19 protein-coding genes and 1 tRNA gene are annotated in these 19,202 nt (G+C 37.8%); 6 read left to right on the forward strand and 14 right to left on the reverse strand.

From position 1 onward, the window contains the following. Positions 1-14: 14 nt before the first annotated feature. From DXC23_RS12685 to DXC23_RS07775, 3 genes are all read left to right on the forward strand, one after another. Positions 15-131 carry a hypothetical protein gene (locus DXC23_RS12685; RefSeq protein ID WP_278286549.1) on the forward strand — a complete coding sequence of 39 codons (117 nt, stop codon included), beginning with the start codon at positions 15-17 and terminating at the stop codon, positions 129-131. Between the two features lie 112 nt (positions 132-243). Next, complete coding sequence (locus tag DXC23_RS07770) at positions 244-843, forward strand: HD domain-containing protein (protein WP_117705545.1); 600 nt, start codon at positions 244-246, stop codon at positions 841-843. A gap of 507 nt (positions 844-1,350) precedes the next feature. Continuing rightward, on the forward strand, positions 1,351-2,112 hold the full coding sequence (locus DXC23_RS07775) for a C39 family peptidase (RefSeq protein WP_117705546.1): 762 nt from the start codon (positions 1,351-1,353) through the stop codon (positions 2,110-2,112). 366 nt (positions 2,113-2,478) lie between these two features. On the opposite strand, the gene DXC23_RS07780 is transcribed toward DXC23_RS07775, so the two are convergent. The 14 genes from DXC23_RS07780 to rimP form a co-directional block, all read right to left on the reverse strand. Beyond that, entirely contained in the window at positions 2,479-3,504 is a 1,026-nt protein-coding gene (locus DXC23_RS07780; protein ID WP_117705547.1) for a hypothetical protein, read from the reverse strand. A 1-nt stretch (position 3,505) separates the two neighbouring features. Then, complete coding sequence (locus DXC23_RS07785; protein WP_158552497.1) at positions 3,506-3,988, reverse strand: sigma-70 family RNA polymerase sigma factor; 483 nt, start codon at positions 3,986-3,988, stop codon at positions 3,506-3,508. A gap of 534 nt (positions 3,989-4,522) precedes the next feature. Then, positions 4,523-4,598, reverse strand: a tRNA-Thr gene (locus DXC23_RS07790). 258 nt (positions 4,599-4,856) lie between these two features. Continuing rightward, a complete protein-coding gene (locus tag DXC23_RS07795) occupies positions 4,857-5,378 on the reverse strand; it encodes an isochorismatase family cysteine hydrolase (RefSeq protein ID WP_117705549.1) in 522 nt (173 codons plus the stop codon). Positions 5,379-5,388: 10 nt separating this feature from the next. Next, on the reverse strand, positions 5,389-6,081 hold the full coding sequence (locus DXC23_RS07800) for an NAD(P)H-dependent oxidoreductase (protein WP_117705550.1): 693 nt from the start codon (positions 6,079-6,081) through the stop codon (positions 5,389-5,391). Next, on the reverse strand, positions 6,078-6,233 hold the full coding sequence (locus DXC23_RS12445; protein WP_158552499.1) for a hypothetical protein: 156 nt from the start codon (positions 6,231-6,233) through the stop codon (positions 6,078-6,080). The genes DXC23_RS07800 and DXC23_RS12445 overlap by 4 nt, the downstream gene beginning before the upstream one ends. A 579-nt stretch (positions 6,234-6,812) precedes the next feature. After that, the gene (truB, locus tag DXC23_RS07805; protein ID WP_117705551.1) at positions 6,813-7,718 is read right to left on the reverse strand and encodes a tRNA pseudouridine(55) synthase TruB; all 906 of its coding nucleotides are present in this window, start codon (positions 7,716-7,718) and stop codon (positions 6,813-6,815) included. Then, positions 7,715-8,650 carry a DHH family phosphoesterase gene (locus tag DXC23_RS07810; protein WP_158552503.1) on the reverse strand — a complete coding sequence of 312 codons (936 nt, stop codon included), beginning with the start codon at positions 8,648-8,650 and terminating at the stop codon, positions 7,715-7,717. The genes truB and DXC23_RS07810 overlap by 4 nt, the downstream gene beginning before the upstream one ends. Next, the gene (gene rbfA, locus DXC23_RS07815; protein ID WP_117705553.1) at positions 8,637-9,014 is read right to left on the reverse strand and encodes a 30S ribosome-binding factor RbfA; all 378 of its coding nucleotides are present in this window, start codon (positions 9,012-9,014) and stop codon (positions 8,637-8,639) included. Before rbfA ends, DXC23_RS07810 begins: the two co-directional genes overlap by 14 nt. A 196-nt stretch (positions 9,015-9,210) precedes the next feature. After that, on the reverse strand, positions 9,211-11,640 hold the full coding sequence (infB, locus tag DXC23_RS07820; RefSeq protein WP_117705554.1) for a translation initiation factor IF-2: 2,430 nt from the start codon (positions 11,638-11,640) through the stop codon (positions 9,211-9,213). Between the two features lies 1 nt (position 11,641). Next, positions 11,642-11,959, reverse strand: coding sequence for a ribosomal L7Ae/L30e/S12e/Gadd45 family protein (locus tag DXC23_RS07825; RefSeq protein ID WP_117705555.1), 318 nt, complete (start codon positions 11,957-11,959; stop codon positions 11,642-11,644). Between the two features lie 15 nt (positions 11,960-11,974). After that, positions 11,975-12,277 (reverse strand): YlxR family protein, encoded by a 303-nt coding sequence (locus DXC23_RS07830; protein WP_117705556.1) that lies wholly within the window; start codon positions 12,275-12,277, stop codon positions 11,975-11,977. A 44-nt stretch (positions 12,278-12,321) separates the two neighbouring features. After that, positions 12,322-13,554 (reverse strand): transcription termination factor NusA, encoded by a 1,233-nt coding sequence (nusA, locus tag DXC23_RS07835; RefSeq protein WP_117705568.1) that lies wholly within the window; start codon positions 13,552-13,554, stop codon positions 12,322-12,324. A gap of 49 nt (positions 13,555-13,603) precedes the next feature. Further along, positions 13,604-14,086 carry a ribosome maturation factor RimP gene (gene rimP / locus DXC23_RS07840; protein ID WP_117705557.1) on the reverse strand — a complete coding sequence of 161 codons (483 nt, stop codon included), beginning with the start codon at positions 14,084-14,086 and terminating at the stop codon, positions 13,604-13,606. A 1,248-nt stretch (positions 14,087-15,334) separates the two neighbouring features. Here rimP and DXC23_RS07845 point away from each other — a divergent pair. The 3 genes from DXC23_RS07845 to DXC23_RS07860 all read left to right on the forward strand — a co-directional run bounded on the left by DXC23_RS07845 (position 15,335) and on the right by DXC23_RS07860 (position 18,558). Then, a complete protein-coding gene (locus DXC23_RS07845; protein ID WP_117705558.1) occupies positions 15,335-16,066 on the forward strand; it encodes a LytTR family DNA-binding domain-containing protein in 732 nt (243 codons plus the stop codon). 196 nt (positions 16,067-16,262) lie between these two features. Further along, complete coding sequence (locus DXC23_RS07855; protein WP_147329131.1) at positions 16,263-17,378, forward strand: sensor histidine kinase; 1,116 nt, start codon at positions 16,263-16,265, stop codon at positions 17,376-17,378. A 442-nt stretch (positions 17,379-17,820) separates the two neighbouring features. Beyond that, positions 17,821-18,558 carry a hypothetical protein gene (locus tag DXC23_RS07860; RefSeq protein WP_117705561.1) on the forward strand — a complete coding sequence of 246 codons (738 nt, stop codon included), beginning with the start codon at positions 17,821-17,823 and terminating at the stop codon, positions 18,556-18,558. Positions 18,559-19,202: the final 644 nt, after the last annotated feature.

Raw genomic sequence — 19,202 nt, forward strand, 5'->3', positions numbered from 1 at the left:
GAGCCTACGACCGAGTGCTAAAGGTTGCAAGGACGATTGCCGATCTCGACAACAGCGAAATAATTAAATCAGACCATACCCTTGAGGCTGTGCAGTACCGCAGCTTGGACAGGAAATATTGGGGAAAGTAGTGCGGCGGTTTGGGTTTTATTTTGCAAAAATATGGCATAAAACAGATATGCAATTCTGCCGATATAAGTTATAATAGAAAGTAATAAATTGGAATTTGAGGTGTAAAGATTAATGGAACTAACAAGAGAAATTGCTGAGAAAGCATTAGAAGAAGCAAATAAGGCAAATCCAGGACCTTGGTATGACCACAGCAAATATGTTGCTTTTGCTTGTCAGAATATTGCAAGTCATTGCCAAGAAATGGATGAGAATTTGGCTTATGTTTACGGAATTTTGCACGATATAGGTAGATATGCCGGAGTTACTTCTGAAAAGCATTTAATAGACGGTTATCGCTATTGCATAGAAAGAGGGTGGAAAAAGGCAGCACAGATTTGCATTTCTCACGCTTTTATGATTAAAGACATTTCAACATATATTGGCATTTTTGATGTGTCAATAGAAGATAAAGAGTTTATGGCTCGGTATGTTAAAGAGGCTGTCTATGACGATTATGATTATCTGGTACAGCTCTGTGATGCATTAGCATTGCCAACAGGATTTTGTCTATTGGAAAAACGATTCGTAGATGTAACAATTCGATATGGAACACATCCAGCTACGGTTGAGCGATGGAAAGTAACACTTGGCATTAAAGAATATTTTGAGAAAAAGATGGGATGTTCCATTTATGATTGTTTACCTGGAGTAATTGAAAATAGTTTTCGATAAAAGCGTAACTTCCAGTTTGTCGCACTGGCAAAATACAGAAAACAGTATAAGATTCATCAACCGGCAGGTAGCTAAATCCTTAGTTGCCTGCCGTTCTTTATGCCAATAAACTGTGCAGTACCGCAGCTTGGACAGAAAGTAATACGGCGGTTTGAGTTTCATTTTGCAGAAACATTACACAAAAAAGATATACTAATTTAGCGATATAAGTTATGATTAAGGTAAGTAACAGAAAAACATACTATCAATGAATTAGGAGCATGATAATGCGTTATTAATGGATATTGATACCTTTTCTTATTTCTATTTTTATTTCTTTTTTATTAGAAAAATTATTGGGAAACGGGGAAAAAACAGAAAGAAGATGAATAACAACTTCCGTCTTGTTACGCTGTAAAACAAAATTTTTCAAAAAGTAAATTCCAAAATATTATTATTTTGTTGAAAATTCCCTATACTTATGCTATAATTTTCATATATTTATGAAGTTAATGGGGTATTATTTATATGAAAAGGAACGGAGCAGTTAAAATTGCTGCTTTTATGCTTGCTGCCTTGAGTTTTGGTGCAGTCATTTCAGGCTGCGGCTGCAAGAAAGACATTGCCAAAGATTTTCAGGAAAACAGCAACGCTACGGTATCAAGAGCCTCAAGGGACAGTTGCGTTATTCAAAACTTTGACATTATTTACCAAGAGCCTGAACTGCCCACGGGATGTGAAATAACAGCCCTCACAATGGCTATGAATTACAGCGGCTGCAATGTTGACAAATACACTATGGCTACCGAGTATCTGCCATGCACTCCTTATGACCTCGAATACGGCGAGGACGGCAACCTGTACGGCTCAAGTCCCGAGCAATATTTTATCGGTGACCCAACAAGTGTGTACGGATATGTATGCGGCACAACGCCGATTGTAACGGCGGCAAACAACTATTTTAAGGATGCAAAAAGTAAGTTGAAGGCTGTCGATATTACAGGTTCAACTCCGCAGGAGCTTTATGAGCTTGTCAACAAAGGCTACCCTATTGTAGTATGGGTTACAATAGGAATGGTAGAGCGCAGCGACATTGAAAGCTGGACGGCCACAGACGGCAAACAATACGACTGGTGTATGGACGACCACGCTGCAGATTTAATTGGATACAGCGCCGACACCGTAACCATTGCCGACCCGATTAGCGGACTTGTAGTGTACCCGAAAGAAAATTTTGAGTCTGTATTCACCTCCAGGAATAACAAATGCGTTGTTATTAAGAATAGTTGAGTAACAGCAAAACTGATTTTAAGGTTTATTTATAAATATATACTTTATTTGTCAGTTATGCAAACAAAACCACATTCCGCTCAAAAAATTATTTCCGAATTATCTTGAATACTAAGTCAATTAAGCTCGGCTTTACACCTCTTACAGAGGACAAAACCATATGTAAATATAAATGTGTTTGACGGCGGAAATGACTATCGGTTATTTTATCTCGGCAACCGGCTGGAGAATATCGAAAAAGACAGACCATTCTTCTCCACTCTTTCACACGCATAAAAAAGCACACGAACTTTTTACGGTTCGGGTGCTTTTTATATACAATGGAGTTGTCGTTTTTTGTTCTATTCTGTGTTTGCTGTTATTCGGTTATTTTAATGTTGCGGTAATCATAGGAACTGAACAAATCAAGGTGAGCAAGCTGCTGTTTGTGCCGTCATATCCGTTTTTTTCGAGATATTCGTCTGCATTTTCCTCGGTAATAGGCTCAACCGAAAAGTCAACAGTCTGTGTTTCCTCTGTGCCGTCATTGTACTTTACTGTTACATCAACGGAAATGCCGTCAAAAAGTTGTGAGTAAAGCTCGTTATACATATCAATGATATCCGATTCATCATATTCGGGATTAAATTCTTTATCGAAATTCTCACCGTATTTTTCGATGTATTCAGCTTTCACCCTGTCGCTCACGGCTTCACCGCAATAAAGACTATACGCATTATATTTACTTAAAATTTTAGCCGCTTTTTCACTGTCATTTGCCATAAGATAAACATTCATACTAACAGGAGCAACTCCGTCAGAATCCACTTTAACGCTTTCATCCTGCTTATCATAATCAACGGTAAAACCCGAGTAAAAATAATCGGCACCCGAATTCATATATATTTTCATAGTTTCATCGGCATTTTTGTTTTCAAAATCCGGTAATACTTTACCGCAATATACTTTTTCATTGTCATCTGTATTAAAAGTAAAATATGAATTGCCTTTTGCATTATATGTAATTGTACTTATGTTATCACCCTTGCAAGAAAGCAACAAATTAAAAGTTTCCTCATAGCTCTCATAGCCGTAAAAATATCTATCAGTCCTATCTATAGCGGCAACCTGTACCGGTTTATCTTTAGTTAATTCGGCAGCTGCGGCCGTAATAACAAATCCGTTTTGATTTTGAGCTGGTTGAGAAAAAAGGGCAAACGCACCTCCCGAAACAAGCATTGCCGCAACAAGAGAAGCTGCAATAACTTTATTTACTTTTTTATTTTTACTTTTCTTAATGTCAATAATGTTGTCATTGCTTTGCTTGCTATAAATATTTTCTATCGCAGAATTAACTGCATTCTCACTGATTTTAATATCATTGATTGTTTTCGTATATAAATTTTTACGCATACTAAAGTCCTCCTTCGGATAGAATTTTGCCGAGTTTTTTCCTTGCCCTTTGCAACTGCGAGCTTATTGTATTCGGGCTTTTGTGCAATATACAGGATATTTCCGAAATCGAATAATCCTCATAATAATAAAGATAAATAACATTTCTGTACTGCTTAGGAAGTTGCCAAATTTCTTCCATTACGGACTTTGTTTGCGAATTCTCAAGGTATGTATATTTATCAATCGGCTCAATCTTGTTGCGCCAAAATGACTTATGAAAATTATTGCATTTGTTTACAGTAACCCGTATAAGCCAATACTTTAAATGCTCTTCATCATCAAGCGGCGGTTTTTTTGTAAGCAAAGCAACACAAACCTCTTGAAAAATATCCTCGGCGTCAGCTTTTGATTTTAAATTTTGATATGCAATGCGAAATATCATATCCGCATATTTAACAATTACTTTTTCAATTTTATTTTCAGTACTGAATGAATCTCTCATTTGTAACCCCCTTTCACTAATAATACAACTAACCACGCTCATTTTCGTGCACTAATTTAAAATTTTTTTATTTTACAATATCAAATCTATAAAATAAAAAAGCATTACCCTAAATTTGAATAATGCTTTTTAACGGAGCTGATAACGGTGGCAGTTCTTTTCAGGCTTGCTACCTCGTTTGTTGAGGCTTGTTCACAATCATACTTTCATCAACTCTACGCCCTAAAAACAGTACACCGTACTGTTTTCTTAACGGGCTTTCAAATCCCGTTTTAAATTTTCATTATAAATCAAAAAGAGATATCATCTATAATTTAGATAATACCTCTGCTTTGGAGCTGATAACGGGTGATTGTAATTATTCAAACTCTTTGCCTCGCCTACTGCGGCTTGTTCACAACCATACTTTCATCAACTCTACGCCCTAAAAACAGTACACCGTACTGTTTTCTCAACGGGCTTTCAAATCCCGTTTTAATTTTTCATTATAAATCAAAAAGAGATATCATCTATAATTTAGATAATATCTCTGCTTGGAGCTGATAACGGGATTTGAACCCGTGACCTCGTCCTTACCAAGGACGCACTCTACCTCCTGAGCTATATCAGCAGATTAAATTTTATTATTGTGATAAACAACATTAGTATTATATCACATCTGTTTTAAAAATTCAAATGTTTTTTAGTATTTTTTTAAAAAATCGAGAAATTTTTTTGGTAAGAAAATTCAGACAGTTATATCTCATTTTAAGTGTCCGCATTTGCATAACACAAAAGGCAGGGCTGTATTATCATCCCTGCCTTATAGATTAATATTTAATTTATTACAAGTTTAACATTCAAAACATTGCGGTAGGAAAACTAATGATTAGATCACTCGGATTCCAAGTCCACGCATAACATTGAGTGCAGAAGTATTGAGCGACTCATCGTTTGAGGCGGTTGCATTGCTGTCAACTATTAATTGTGCATTTGGCAAAGCGGTTCGAGCGAGAACGGCATTTGAAATAACGCAGATATTAGACACAAGTCCGCAAAGCTCGATTTCCTTGTAATCGCACTTTCTGAGATAATCAAAAAGTCCCTCACTGCCATAGGTACACTTTTTAAAGACTTTGTCGTTTGTTTGCACCATTGACTTAATTTTGCCATAAAGTTCGTGACCTTTTGTGTATTCAATGCAATGTTCGATTGGCAATATTTTGCCCTCAAAGGTTTTGAGATAATCGCTTTGGTGGGTATCGAGAGTAAAGATTACATCTGCACCCTCTGCCCTATACTCAGAGATTTTGCGAGCTATTGTATTTTCAAGTCTTTCAGCTCCATCAAAGCCAAGTGTTCCGTTTACAAAGTCCACTTGATAATCAACTACAATCAAGCATTTTTTCATAGTAAGCTCCTTATTTCCACGGGCGTTTTTTGCCGTCCCAGCCTTTGTTGTGCCAATAGTCCGTATCAGCCTCGTTCCAGCCGCTTTTGTGCTGAATCATACGCATAATTTCAAAAAAGCCTTTGGTTTTCAAGCCAACCTTTACCCTGCCGTTTTTCGCCTTTATTTTATTGGCGATGGCGGTAGTCTTTTTGTCAATTTCTGCTTTTGTCTTATCGCTAATTCTGCTATATGACATAGCACGCACATTAACACCATATTTGTAAACTTTTGGTACACCCCAAAAGAAAAGACTATCTGCGATGTCTTTATTCGTTGACTTTGTACCCGCTCCGGCTGCGGTAGAAATACAAACTGCCTGCTTTGAAAACATCTTCTTTTCAGGACGGTGTACCATCCAGCGGTAGCCGTAATGGTCAAGAAAACTTTTCATAGCGCCTGTTACATGATAAACATAAACAGGACTTGTAAAAATAAGAACATCTGCCTCATCAATAGCATTTGTGAGCTTTTCAAGCCTTTGATAATGTGGGCAAAGCTGTTCGCTTTTTAAAATGCAGGCGGTACAGCCAATGCACATATCGCCGAAATCCTTTGGCAAAAAGTACTCTGTTACCTCACCGCCGAGCTTGTCGGCAAGCATTTTGCCAATGTGGTATGTAGAACCTTTATGACTTTGACCGTTGATGACAGTAATTTTCATTCTTTTATCTCCACCGGTTTTTCGTCAAAGCCTTCTATTTTAAAACGCAGACCGCAGGTTGAACATTCGTAGTACGGTTTGCCGTTGTTTTTTCCGTCATCAACAATGAGCATAGGACTTTCGCAAAAAGGGCAAAGTTTAATATCTTCCATAGTTATTCTCCGTTCGGTAAATTTTAGTGTAATAATAAGTGGTCATTTGTCAAAAATTGAGGTGAATTATGTTTTAGCTAACAAAGTACAGCTTTATAAATTTAAAATTATCGCAAATTTTAATAGCCAAACGGCTTGCTGTTTGGCGGCTGGAACACAACGGTGTAAACCTTTAAATGCGATAGCAACAAAGGGAAAGCCACGCTACCAAACTACTAATTTGCCACTTTTCAAGGGCAAATTAGCCACACACAAAGACTTTTACATCCTTTAAAACATCTTTTCTCTACTGATATTCAAGTATAACTGTCTTACTTTCTGCCACTCATTAGTCTTGACTTTTATTTTGTCTTAAAATCTTGTTTAATCTAAAGTTTAGTTATTCTACAATATAATTGCAACCGTTTGTTTTTATGGAAAATCAGTGCATTTTATTATTTTGTGGACTTTGCCCACAACCTTTAAAAAGGTTGACCAAACTTTTATATTCGTGACAGAAAGTTTAACTTTTGCTTTACTTTGTTGCCCGACCGAAAGTATTTTAAACTTTTTAACATTATTATAGTAAAATGTTAAAAATCAGCTTAAAAACAATTTAAAAATCTTTAACTGATTGCTTTCGTTATCGGCTACGCCAAGTCCTAAAAATTTGCCTTGTCTGTCGCTGACTCTGATTATTTCCTTATCTTGCGCTTTGGACTTTGCAAGTGCGGTTCTTGCCATATCAAGCTCGCCGCCGTTTGAAAATCGTTTCGCCTGAGCGTCAGACACATAGATTTTGCGGTAGCTTTCAAAAAGGCTTTCTGTCTGCATAATATGCTCCGAGATTTCGCCTTTTTCTGCTAATTCTCTTGCATTTTCAAGCGTTATGCTGTCAGCAAGATTATATCCGCAGGCAGAGGTTCGACACAAAGCCGTCATCACTGCACCTGTACCGAGTGCTTTGCCTAAATCGTCAATTATTGTGCGGATATATGTTCCCTTTGAACAGCTTATGCTCAGTGTTCCGCTCTGCGTTTCTTCATCAAAGTCCTCTAATTCAAGGCTGTATATCGTAACCTTTCTTGGCTTTCGTTCAACCTCTTTGCCCTGTCTTGCAAGGTCATAGAGCCTTTGACCGTTCACCTTGATTGCCGAATACATAGGCGGCAGCTGTTCAATTTCCCCTCTGAAATTGTCAAGCACTTTCAAAATATCCTCTTTTACTGCGGTGTTTCCGCTTTCGGAAATCACCTTTCCCCATATGTCGAGGGTATCGGTTATAATTCCTAAGCGGAATTTTGCAGTATATGCCTTGTCGTGGTTCGGCACTATATCCTGCGCTTTTGTGGCATTGCCGAGAAGTATGGGCAACACACCCGTTGCGTTTGGGTCAAGTGTGCCTGTATGACCGATTTTACGCTGACCTGTCAGCTTTCGTATCACAGCCACCACATCAAACGAAGTAAATTCCTGCGGCTTGTTTATAATTATTACACCGTTCATAAAGTTTCTTCCGCTGCTTTTATAAGCTGACTGCGCACATCTTCAAGACTGCCGTTTATTGAACATCCTGCCGCCGCCTTATGTCCGCCGCCGCCAAACTTTGAGCAGAACTTTGCGGCGTCAATATCGCCGTTGGTACGAACGGAAATTTTGAAAAATCCGCCCTCTTTTTCTTTCATAGTAATGCCTATCAATACACCCTCAATTTGACGAGGAATAGAGGCAAGTCCCTCTATTTCATCCTCGCCGATGTTAAGGCTTTTGAGCATATCGAGAGTAACCCACACAATGGCGCACTTTTCATTTGCGCAATAGGTAATGGTATCGTAAACCTCCCGCTCAAGCATAATTTTTTCTTTTGACTTTGTTTCAAACATAACCTTGTTGATATATGCCGAGTTGCAGCCAAGCTCCACAAGGCTTGCGGCAATTCTAAAGGTATCGGCGGTAGTGTTTGTGTAGCGGAAACAGCCCGTATCGGTAGAAATACCCGTATAAAGGCAATTTACAATCTGCTTTGTAAAGTTTACGCCCATACGCATAAGAAGTTTATAGATAATTTCGCAGTTTGCCGCTGCGTATTTATCGACAAATTTCTCCTTAGCGGTAACGGAATTAGAGCCATGGTGGTCAATGCAAATGTCAATTTTGCCGAGATACTTTTCCATATTCGGCGCTAAAAGGCTGTCTGCCGCAACATCTGTACTTATAATGTAGTCGGCGGTAAAGGACTGCTCCTCTATTCCGTCTGTAAGGTACTTGAATTTTTCGGGCAGATTTGCGGTAATTACCCTTGCATTTTTGCCAAGCTGTTGTAGAGCAAGGCAAAGCGCATAACCACTGCCGAGGGTGTCGCCGTCGGGGTAGTTATGGGTTAAAATTTCGTAATTATTATGCTCCCTGAGGAAAACGGAAATATCATACAGATTCATCTTCGTCCACCTCATCATCGGGAATGTCTAAATCGTTTAAAATTCTGCTGATGTTTGCGCTGTACTCAATGCTGTCGGTAGCCTTAAAAATAAGCTGCGGCACATATCTGAGCTTTAGGCGGTGCGAAAGTTCTCGGCGAATAAAGCCTGCTGCGGATTTAAGTCCCTTAACAGCCTCGTTAGCACGATCAAGCCCCTCCATAGCGCTTACATAAACCGTACAATAAGAAAGGTCATTTGTTACATCAACACGAATGATTGATATAAAAGCCTGTTGCACACGAGGGTCTTTGAGCTCACGAAAAATAGCTGTAAGCTCACGCTTTATATCCTCGGTAGTGCGTTCTAATCTATGCCCTGCCATAATATCCTCCAAATATAATTCATAATGCGTAATTCATAATTCATAATTATTCTGAATTTCATTACAGATTATAGGGTTGTGGTCGATTAACTAATGCTGTAATTTAATAAAAAATCAGCTTATGCCTTAGTCAATCCTATAATATGATTAGTGGCAAAGCAAATACTTACTCTGCCCACTAACCACTGATTACTTATTAATCACGATACTCCTCGATTGTGTAAGCCTCGAACATATCGCCCTCTTTAATATCGTTAAAGCGCTCAAGACCGATACCGCACTCGTAACCCTCGTTTACTTCCTTAACGGCATCCTTAAAACGCTGTAATGATGCGATAGTATCCTCGGCGATTACAATGCCGTCACGAATAACTCTAACGCCTGCGTTTCTGACAATCTTACCGCTCTTTACATAAGAACCTGAAATTGTGCCGACCGACTTAATCTTGATAACATTTCTGCATTCTGCTGTACCGAGAACTACCTCTCTTGTCTTAGGAGCGAGCATACCCTTCATAGCAGCCTCTATCTCCTCAATGCAATCGTAGATAATTCTGTAAAGACGCATATCAACGCCTGCACTCTCGGCATTTGCAGCCGCAACGCTGTCCGGACGAACATTAAAGCCTACGATAATTGCGTTTGACGCCTCGGCGAGCATAACATCGGATTCGTTGATTGCACCAACGCCGCCGTGAATTACATTTACTCTTACCTCGTCATTAGAGAGCTTTTCGAGCGACTGCTTTACAGCCTCAACAGAACCCTGAACATCGGCTTTAACGATAATCTGTAATTCCTTAACCTCGCCTAACTTCATCTGGTCAAAGAGGTTGTCGAGTGTAACCTTAGTCTGAGCCTTGAACTGCTCCTCTTTCTGAGCTGCCTTTCTCTGCTCAACAAGCTCTCTTGCAAGTTTTTCATCAGAAACAGCATTGAAAACATCTCCGCCCTGCGGAACTTCTGCAAGACCTGTAATTTCAACAGGAACTGACGGGCCTGCCTCTTTTACTCTCTCGCCCTTATCATTTACCATTACTCTTACTCTGCCAACGCAAGTGCCTGCGATAACGATGTCACCCTGATGAAGTGTACCGTTCTGCACAAGTACGGTTGCAATCGGGCCTCTGCCCTTATCAAGGCGAGCCTCAATAACAGTACCCTTTGCGGCTCTGTCAGGGTTAGCCTTAAGCTCTTTCATCTCTGCAATGAGTGTTACCATTTCGAGGAGGTCGTCAAGACCTTCCTTTGTCTTTGCAGATACAGGAATACATGGTGTATCGCCGCCCCACTCCTCAGGAACGAGCTCATACTCTGTGAGCTGCTGCTTTACATTCTCAGGATTTGCGCCGACCTTATCCATTTTGTTGATAGCAACAATTACAGATACGCCTGCGGCTTTAGCATGGTTGATAGCCTCTACTGTCTGCGGCATAATACCGTCATCGGCAGCAACAACAAGGATTGCAATATCTGTTACCTGTGCGCCTCTTGCTCTCATAGTAGTGAAAGCCTCATGACCGGGGGTATCAAGGAAAGTGATAGGCTTGCCGTTAATTTCTACTCTGTAAGCACCAATGTGCTGAGTAATACCGCCTGCCTCGCCTGCTGTAACATTTGCATGACGGATAGCGTCAAGAATTGAAGTTTTACCATGGTCAACATGACCCATTACAACCACAACAGGTGCTCTCTCTACGAGATTTGTATCGTCATCTTCGCTGTCATCAATAATTCTCTCTTCGATTGTAACAACAACCTCTTTCTCAACCTTAGCGTGGAACTCCATAGCGATAAGTGAGGCTGTATCAAAGTCGATTGTGTCGGTTGCTGTTACCATTGTACCCATAAGGAATGCCTTTTTAACAACCTCGGCAACAGTAGCCTTAAGTCTTAAAGCAAGCTCCTGTACTACGATTTCGTCAGGAATCTGAATTGTCATCTGCTTTTGCTTACGCTCAAGCGCGATACGCTTTAAACGCTCCTGCTCGGTTTCTCTCTTGCCCTGTCTTCTGCCCTTCTGCTTTTGAGAACGGTTAGTAAACTTCTGCTTTTTAACAGTGTTGTCTGTACTTCTCATCTTTGAAGATGCGTTTGCAAGGTCATCGTATTTTTGGTTGTAACGCTCAACATCAACATTAATAGCACGAGTATCAATTATTCTGCGCTTACGGGTTGAGGTTTCTTCCTCACTTGTAACCTCAACAGGCTTTGCCTCCGGCTTTGTTTCAGCCTTAGTCTGCTTTGAAGGCTTATCCTGCGGCTTGCCCTGCTTTTTACCCTCTGCTCTGTTATCTTTATTCTCAGGCTTACGGTCATTTTTCTTGCCGTTCTTGTTATCTCTGCCCTTATTGTCCTTGCCGTTATCCTTATTATTAGCCTTTTTCTCAGCTTTAACCTCTGCCTTTGCAGGCTCTGCGGTTTTATTTCTTGACGCAAAATATTTATCAAGATTAGCCACATTGTTCTTCTGAGTTACTGCGTCAAAAACAATATTAAGCTCGCTCTCCTCAAGAGTAGCCATAGCCTTTTTTGTTACACCGCAATTCTTCTCAAGAATATCTGAAATTTCCTTTACACTAACGCCCAAATCCTTGGCAACATCTCTTACTTTGTATTTTATCATATTATTCTCCTCTCTGTTCACCTTCAATAAGCATAGCAAGCTTATCTGCAAAACCTTTGTCCTCCACCGACAGCACTCCGCAAAGCTTGCCGAGTGAAAAACTGATTTCATCTTTAGTTCTGTTTACCTCAAGCACACGCACACTTTGCTTATGCGCCTGCAGCAAAACAGGCTTTAAGCTGTTTTGTGAAAAATCGTTTGCATATATTATAAGTTTTGCCTTGCTCTTTGCCATTGAGTCAATGCATGGGTCAGCTCCGATTACCAGCTTTCCTGCACGACGGCACAATCCGAGCAAAGACAATATTCTGTCATTCATATACGACTGCCTCCCTTAGCTGTCCGCTTTCAAGCTGTTTTCAAGCTGTTCATAAACCTCATCGGGGATTTTGCAGGAAAACGCTCTTTCAAAGCGTCTTGCCTTTCTCGCCTTTTCAAAGCACTTTATATCGTGGCAAACATACGCACCTCTGCCTGATTTTTTGCCTGTAAGGTCAAGGCTTATTTCGCCCTTTGAAATTACCTCGCCGTTTTCGCCTTTGGTATCGGGTGCTTTAACAACTCTGACAAGCTCTCGCTTTTCCTTCATCTCGCCACAACCTGTGCATTTTCTCAGCGGCTGTTTTTTCTGTGTCATAAAATCCCTCCCCTGCTTAAAAATTATATAATAATAATTAATTATTATTCTTCGCTTACTGCCTCATCAGCCTGAGAATCTGCACTCTCCTCTAAGCTTTCCTCTTTGCCTGTTGCGTCAAGGTCAAGAGTATCAATGCTCTCGTCTGCTATATCGTCAAGCTCAAGTGTATCTTCAGCTGTTGTATCCTCTGCAACCTCGAGTTTTTCGTCCTCTTCGTCCTCGCCAAAGAAACCGCTTTCAGGGCGAATGTCAATCTTCCAGCCTGTAAGTCTTGCGGCAAGGCGGGCATTCTGACCCTTGTTGCCGATAGCAAGTGAAAGCTGACCGTCAGGAACAGTTACTCTGCACTGCTTGCCCTCAAGGTCGGTAATCTCAACATTGAGCACCTTTGCCGGAGAAAGTGCGGCAGAAATGTACTTCTGTGGGTCATCGCTGTACTCGATAATATCAATCTTCTCGCCGCCAAGCTCATCAACAATGCTGTTTACACGAGCGCCCTTTGTACCGATACAAGCGCCTACTGCATCAATATCAGGATTGTTGCTGACAACAGCCATTTTAGTTCTTGAGCCTGCCTCACGAGTGATTGACTTAATCTCAACAACGCCGTCAAAAATTTCAGGTACTTCCTGCTCAAAAAGTCTTTTAACAAGGTCTTGGTGAGATCTTGAAATAATAGCACGAGGACCTTTTTCGCTTGTCTTTACATCTGCAATGTAAACCTTAATGTGGTCGCCCTCTTTAAGGTCATCGTGGCCAATCTGCTCGCTCTTAGGGAGCATAGCCTCGCTTTTGCCAATTCTGATAACGGCAGCACCGCTCTTAGGGTCGATTCTCTCAACAGTAGCTGTAACAAGCTCGCCGAGCTTGCTCTTGAACTCTGAGAGTGTCTGACCTTTTTCGCCTGTACGAATACCCTGACGAATAGTATTTCTTGCAGCGCCGATAGCGATTCTGCCCAAATCCTTAGGGTCAAGCGGAATAGCAACCTTATCGTCAATATTGATTGCTTTTCTCTTAAGAATCTTCTGTGCGTCCTCAAGCGAAATCTCGTAATCAGGGTCAAAAACTTCTTCAACAACAGTTTTCTTAAGTCTTACATCAAAGATATTTCTGTCCGGAAGAATTTTGAAAACCACTTCGTCATTACCGCCGTAATAATTTTTGCAGGCAACTTCAATACCTTTTTCGATGTTTTCAATCATATAGTCCATTGGAATGCCTTTTTCTTTTTCGAGCATTTCAAGAGCAGCAAAAAGTTCCTTAGTATTCATTTTTCTGATCATCCTTTTCTCTTATCTTAAATTATTTAATAAACCGGAATTACATATCAAAGTCGTCAAGTTTAATCCAAGACGCATCTTTTTTGTTGATTGTTATATGGTTCTCGCCGTCGTGGTCGGAGATTGTTACCTCGCCGTTTTGATAGGCGTCAAGCACGCCGCCAAATTCTCTGCCAATGCCCTCAATCGGGCGGAGCATTTTAACCTTAATGTCAGCGCCGATGAACTGCTCAAAATGCTCATCACGCACAAGCTCACGCTCAATGCCCGGGGAGCATACCTCGAGGCAATACGCACTCTCGATAGGGTCAAGTTCATCGAGCGGCTTGTCAATCGCACGAGAAACATTTTCGCAGTCGGTAATGTCAATACCCTCAGGCTTGTCGATATAAACTCTTAAAAACCAGTCAGCGCCCTCTTTAACATAGCGTACATCCCAAAGTGAAAGTCCAAAGCCTTTAACAATAGGCTCGCAAAGCTCCCACACCTTGCTAACGGTAAGACCGCCTTTTTTCTTTGCCATAAATACCTCCTTATGAGCATTTGCAGCAGCACAAAACGCAGCCGCAAGTTATTGGTGCGGATTAAGCTAAAAATAAGCTAAAATCAAACGCTTTAATCCGCCTGTTGCAAACAGAAAGGAGTGGGCTTACTTCCCACTCCTTACTTTACAATACTTATTGTATTTAATTATAACACCATTAATATGAGATTGCAAGTGTATTTTTTAAATTTTAAAGAAAATACGGTACTGTTTGATTATAGTGATTACATTTATTTAAAAATATCTGCCTCACCTATTGCGGCTTGTTCACAGTCAAAGTATCATCAACGCTCTCTTAAATGTTTTCCCGTCTGAAATATAGTCGCATTGCGTTGTATATAAATGAACTTCCTTATGCTCCTTATTTCAGACAGTGCTTTGCTCCCCTTATCCGCCACCGGCGGCGGTCGCAAGACTACCACCGGACTGTTTTCTTAACGGTCGTACCCCAATGGCACTTCCTCGCTTCGCTCAGGCGCAGTCCTTCTGCGTTAATTTCTTAACTCTCATATAAAAAAAGAAACCAATCTTTTTTTGTAAGATTGGTTTCCTTGGCAGGGGCAGAAGGACTTGAACCCTCGGCACGCGGTTTTGGAGGGACTGTTGAAGTCTCCAAAAAGTTGATTGCAATGCCATTTTTAAGTCATTTTTGCACTCTTGCCAGAACACTAAAATCATTTTGATGCTTTATTGATGCTATTGGAAAATTACCACTTGAATAATTGATTATGGATACATGACGTATAACATAATTGGGATTCCGTGAAAAGCAAGTTATTGCTCAAAATTTGCTATGCAGTAAACAAAGAGTACATAGTTAAATTTCTTCGGTTTTTTATCCTCAATATACTCATGCGGTGTTAGCTTGTAATCTCCGGTATAATTCTTTTGTATTGATATTTACATTAACAGACTCTTCAATAGGCTCAATATATTATATAGATTCGAGCAGTATTTTTCAAGATACTAAAATCCCCAATATTTACCAGTCGCAACTTGCTATTGCAATTTGCGGAAATATTTTATATACAATCTATATCATTTTTGAAATAAAAAATCAATATTTGGGGTACAAGGTGTAATTTTATGTCACAAAATGCAACATATTAAAAAGTTCCATGTGAAAACAGCGGCAAAAATAGATTTTTGTTTATTTTTCTGCACATTAGTGATATAATATAAAATATAATATACATATTTAGGCTTGCATTATATGAAGAGGGAAAAATGAAAATAGCTATTTGTGATGACAACGAAGATTTATTAAAGAATATGCACTTTATACTTCAGAATATATTTAAACAATACACATCATATTTTGAAATATTCAGCTTCAGTTCGGGTAATTTGTTATTAAAATCTCATAAGGAGAGTAATTTTGATGTGATTTTTTTAGATATCGATATGCCGGAAATAAATGGATTTGATGTCGCCAAAAATATACGAATGGGATATTCGGGATGTCGTATAATATTTATCACATCGCATTCTGAATTGGTCTACGACAGCTTTGATTTTCAACCCTTTGATTTTATCAGAAAAGATCAACCGGAAACTTTAGATAAAAGTTTTGCGAATGTTGTAAGAAAATTAATGCGTCATATGAAACAAAATGAAATTATGATTTTAGAGGATGAATTTTCTAAAAAATACCCTATCCCTATTAGAAATATTATATATTTGGAAAGTAATAAACACTATATTAATTATTATGTATTAAATGAAAATAAGTCTTTTAAAGATAGATGTACTATTAAAGAATGTGAAAATAGATTTGAAATATATGACTTTATACGAATACATAAAAGTTATATTATCAATCCGGTATATATTGATTTTATAGACAACCGCAAAGATGAAATTATATTAAAACACATAAACCTGAAATTACCAATGAGCAGGAATTATAAGAAAATAGTTAATGAAAAATATACTTTGTATTTGAGGAATACAATATGATAGATACTCTGTGGCAGTTACTTGAAGTCGTAGTAAATTTTTATCAAGGAATTATTATCTCTGATTATGTATATTCAATCCTTGGTGACAGAAAAAAACGCTCCTTCTTCAAAAGCGGCGGGATTGTGTGCGCTTTTATATTGACAATCACAATAAGCATAATTAACCATTTCATTAATTTTGAAGGAATATATCTGTGCGTATATATAGGAATAGTATTTGTATACTCACTTATTTGTCTGGATGGAAAAATACTAAAAAATTCTTCGTTTCGTCTTTTTCCGTAATATTTATTAGCATTATTACATCTTTAGTTGCTAATTTTTTTGCACTTTTATTTAATAAGTCTGTTAATAATATTTTTTTACATCAAAGCTTGGAACGTTTTATTAGCATTGTCGTATGTCAGTTAATCATTTTATATGTATATAAGCTTACATTAGGAATTTTCAAAAAAGAAAACAAGAATGATTTAAGCAGCAGAGAGTGGATACTCATATTGTCGGTTCTTTTTATAAGCGTAGTAATAGCAGGATTTCTCACTTTAACATCTACACAAAATGTTCCGGGTAACACCAGGCTTGTAATAGTGATTTGTATAGCAGGGATCGTACTTATTAATATTGTTACAGTATACCTTGTTATTGATTTAAGTAAAAAGAACTCTGTTATAAAAGAAAATGAAATGCTTCGTATGCAGCAAGTATATCAATCAAATTATATTGAAAATGCAAAAGCTCAATATGAAATCATCAGAAAAATGCGGCATGATATAAAAAATAATTATATTGTTATCGGTTCGCTGATTAAGAGCGGAAATATTGACAAGGCAACAAAATATATAAATGATAATATACATAACTTTACTTTGTTTGCAAACGTTATTAATACAAATAATGATGTTGTAAATGCCGTTATTAACTATAAATCGGCAATCGCACAGGAACTTGAAATAGAGGTTTCAATAATCACTGTATTGGATTTTGATGGCATAAGCGATATAGATTTATGCAGTCTTATCAGCAATTTATTTGATAATGCCATTGAAGCTTGTAAAAAAATGAACAGCAACAAACATATAGATTTCTCAATCAAAAAAGATGAATCAGTTTATTATTTTAGTATGAAAAACACGATTGGACATTCCGTGTTAGAAGGGAATCCTGAACTAAATACAACGAAGAAAGACAAAATTATCCACGGCTTCGGTACAAAGATAATAAATGATATTGCTAAAAAATATAATGGAGCATTCGATTATTATGAAGAAAACGGTTACTTTATCTGTAGCATTATATTGAAAAACAAATAAGTTATTTACAAATAGTCGGTTTGACTAAAATTTTCAGAGCATATTTGACTTCCGTTTCTGTTTTACCGCCAATTCCAATTTAACGGACTTTTTCAAGTATGCTCTGCTTTTTATATTTTCAGGCTCTATTTATTTCTTCAATATTTATATAGAGCTCTAATTCCATACTTACTCTTTTATACTAATATCCCACAGGAAAGCGGAAAAATTTTTCTTTTCTATGGGATATTAATATTACATCTTTTGCCTAAATATAACACGTTATGCCAAATAAGTAGACACAAAACTTTTTGTATTGTATAGTTAAATAAATTAATGATGGATGTGAATTTTTTGTTAGAAAGAATATTTAGTCAAATCCAGACGGAAATTTTAATATTGAAACTATTAACTCTTATGGAAATTCCGCTGAATATGAGTAAACTATAGATTGGAGCTTATTATGATTATCAAAAATTCTAAAAGCAAAAAAGCAATGTTACTTCTGCTTGTAATTGTTTTAGTTGCTACAATAATAATATTTATTTTATTTGCAAAATATTATAATGATACTCAGGTACCTGAATTAATTGATTCACCAACTGAAATTTCAGTAGGATCAGTTGAAGATATTGAAAATCTGACAATAGATGATGTTAATGATATTGGTGGTTATATTACAACTTACCAATCGAAAACGGAAATACCAAAGGAAATTAAAGGAAGATTTACATCACAGAAAATCCTCGATCAAGAAGACGCAGCAACCGCATTGCTAAGCTTAAGAAACTTGTTTGGTATAACCGAATACAGCTTTTATTGTGAAGATATTAATGAAGGAGATGAAATTAGTATATTATTGCATCAACTTCATAATGGAATACCTGTAGACGGAGGATATTTTCGCATAGTTAATTCAAAAAACGGGCAAGCAGTTTCAGTAAAAGGAACATTTATCGAGGTAAGCGATGTTGAAACGAATCCGAAGATATCGTATGAAGACGGCAAAAAATCAATAGATTTGGAATCCAACACACATATAAAATCTGCACAATTGGTAATTTGTGCTATGAACGATATAACTCCTGTTTTATGCTGGAAATATGAAACTAAAGCTCAAGATCCTATTGACAGTAAACTTATTTATGTTAATGCTATTAATGGTAATATAGAAATGGAAATTCCGACTGCAATCAGCTGAAAAATTAAGACAATACCCCACAATTATAATGTGCGAATTGTGAATTCAGATTTTCCAAAAATTGTTATCAAGACTCTTTATGAAGTTACCTAAAGTCCAATATTGCTGATATATTTTCAGATAAGGAAAACTTCAAATGTGAATGGTATGAAGATTGTGTAACAATAACATTCATTAATAATCAAGGAGAAATAGGATCATCATTCAGATTATACCGGACGGAAATTGCAATAGGAAGATGCAATTTTTTATCTGGAAAATGTATGGTAATTCATCACAATGGAATAAAGAAAACTAAACAGCATAAATCAAATCAAGTTGTTGTTCAAAAAGTTGTTCCGGTGTCTGATAGTTCAGGATTTTTCTTGATAAGTTGTTGATAATATCTGAAAAGAACAAGATGTCATCAGCTGAGTAATCGGAAATCACTTTGCCCCCCTTTGGCATACTTGCTGGTTTTAGAGCATGGTACATTTTGCAGCATTATGATGAATATGCTGGGAAATATCAGCCTTTTATTTCATATATGGAGTTTGATAAAACATTCGAAGGAACAATTATATGAAAAAAAGAGCGCATATTATATTGTGGTGACCCCCAAAAGTTAGACTTGAAAGCGTAGTGGCTTTTAGCTGCTACGCTTT

It is taken from the genome of Eubacterium sp. OM08-24 (assembly GCF_003438075.1).
Lineage (GTDB): Bacteria > Bacillota > Clostridia > Oscillospirales > Acutalibacteraceae > Ruminococcoides.

Excerpts from the sequence above, each read along its gene's own strand:
- DXC23_RS07770 (WP_117705545.1), top strand. The coding sequence starts at position 244 with ATGGAACTAACAAGAGAAATTGCTGAGAAAGCATTAGAAGAAGCAAAT.
- DXC23_RS07775 (WP_117705546.1), top strand. The coding sequence starts at position 1,351 with ATGAAAAGGAACGGAGCAGTTAAAATTGCTGCTTTTATGCTTGCTGCC.
- DXC23_RS07780 (WP_117705547.1), bottom strand. The coding sequence starts at position 3,504 with ATGCGTAAAAATTTATATACGAAAACAATCAATGATATTAAAATCAGT.
- DXC23_RS07785 (WP_158552497.1), bottom strand. The coding sequence starts at position 3,988 with ATGAGAGATTCATTCAGTACTGAAAATAAAATTGAAAAAGTAATTGTT.
- DXC23_RS07795 (WP_117705549.1), bottom strand. The coding sequence starts at position 5,378 with ATGAAAAAATGCTTGATTGTAGTTGATTATCAAGTGGACTTTGTAAAC.
- DXC23_RS07800 (WP_117705550.1), bottom strand. The coding sequence starts at position 6,081 with ATGAAAATTACTGTCATCAACGGTCAAAGTCATAAAGGTTCTACATAC.
- DXC23_RS12445 (WP_158552499.1), bottom strand. The coding sequence starts at position 6,233 with ATGGAAGATATTAAACTTTGCCCTTTTTGCGAAAGTCCTATGCTCATT.
- truB (WP_117705551.1), bottom strand. The coding sequence starts at position 7,718 with ATGAACGGTGTAATAATTATAAACAAGCCGCAGGAATTTACTTCGTTT.
- DXC23_RS07810 (WP_158552503.1), bottom strand. The coding sequence starts at position 8,650 with ATGAATCTGTATGATATTTCCGTTTTCCTCAGGGAGCATAATAATTAC.
- rbfA (WP_117705553.1), bottom strand. The coding sequence starts at position 9,014 with ATGGCAGGGCATAGATTAGAACGCACTACCGAGGATATAAAGCGTGAG.
- infB (WP_117705554.1), bottom strand. The coding sequence starts at position 11,640 with ATGATAAAATACAAAGTAAGAGATGTTGCCAAGGATTTGGGCGTTAGT.
- DXC23_RS07825 (WP_117705555.1), bottom strand. The coding sequence starts at position 11,959 with ATGAATGACAGAATATTGTCTTTGCTCGGATTGTGCCGTCGTGCAGGA.
- DXC23_RS07830 (WP_117705556.1), bottom strand. The coding sequence starts at position 12,277 with ATGACACAGAAAAAACAGCCGCTGAGAAAATGCACAGGTTGTGGCGAG.
- nusA (WP_117705568.1), bottom strand. The coding sequence starts at position 13,554 with ATGAATACTAAGGAACTTTTTGCTGCTCTTGAAATGCTCGAAAAAGAA.
- rimP (WP_117705557.1), bottom strand. The coding sequence starts at position 14,086 with ATGGCAAAGAAAAAAGGCGGTCTTACCGTTAGCAAGGTGTGGGAGCTT.
- DXC23_RS07845 (WP_117705558.1), top strand. The coding sequence starts at position 15,335 with ATGAAAATAGCTATTTGTGATGACAACGAAGATTTATTAAAGAATATG.
- DXC23_RS07860 (WP_117705561.1), top strand. The coding sequence starts at position 17,821 with ATGATTATCAAAAATTCTAAAAGCAAAAAAGCAATGTTACTTCTGCTT.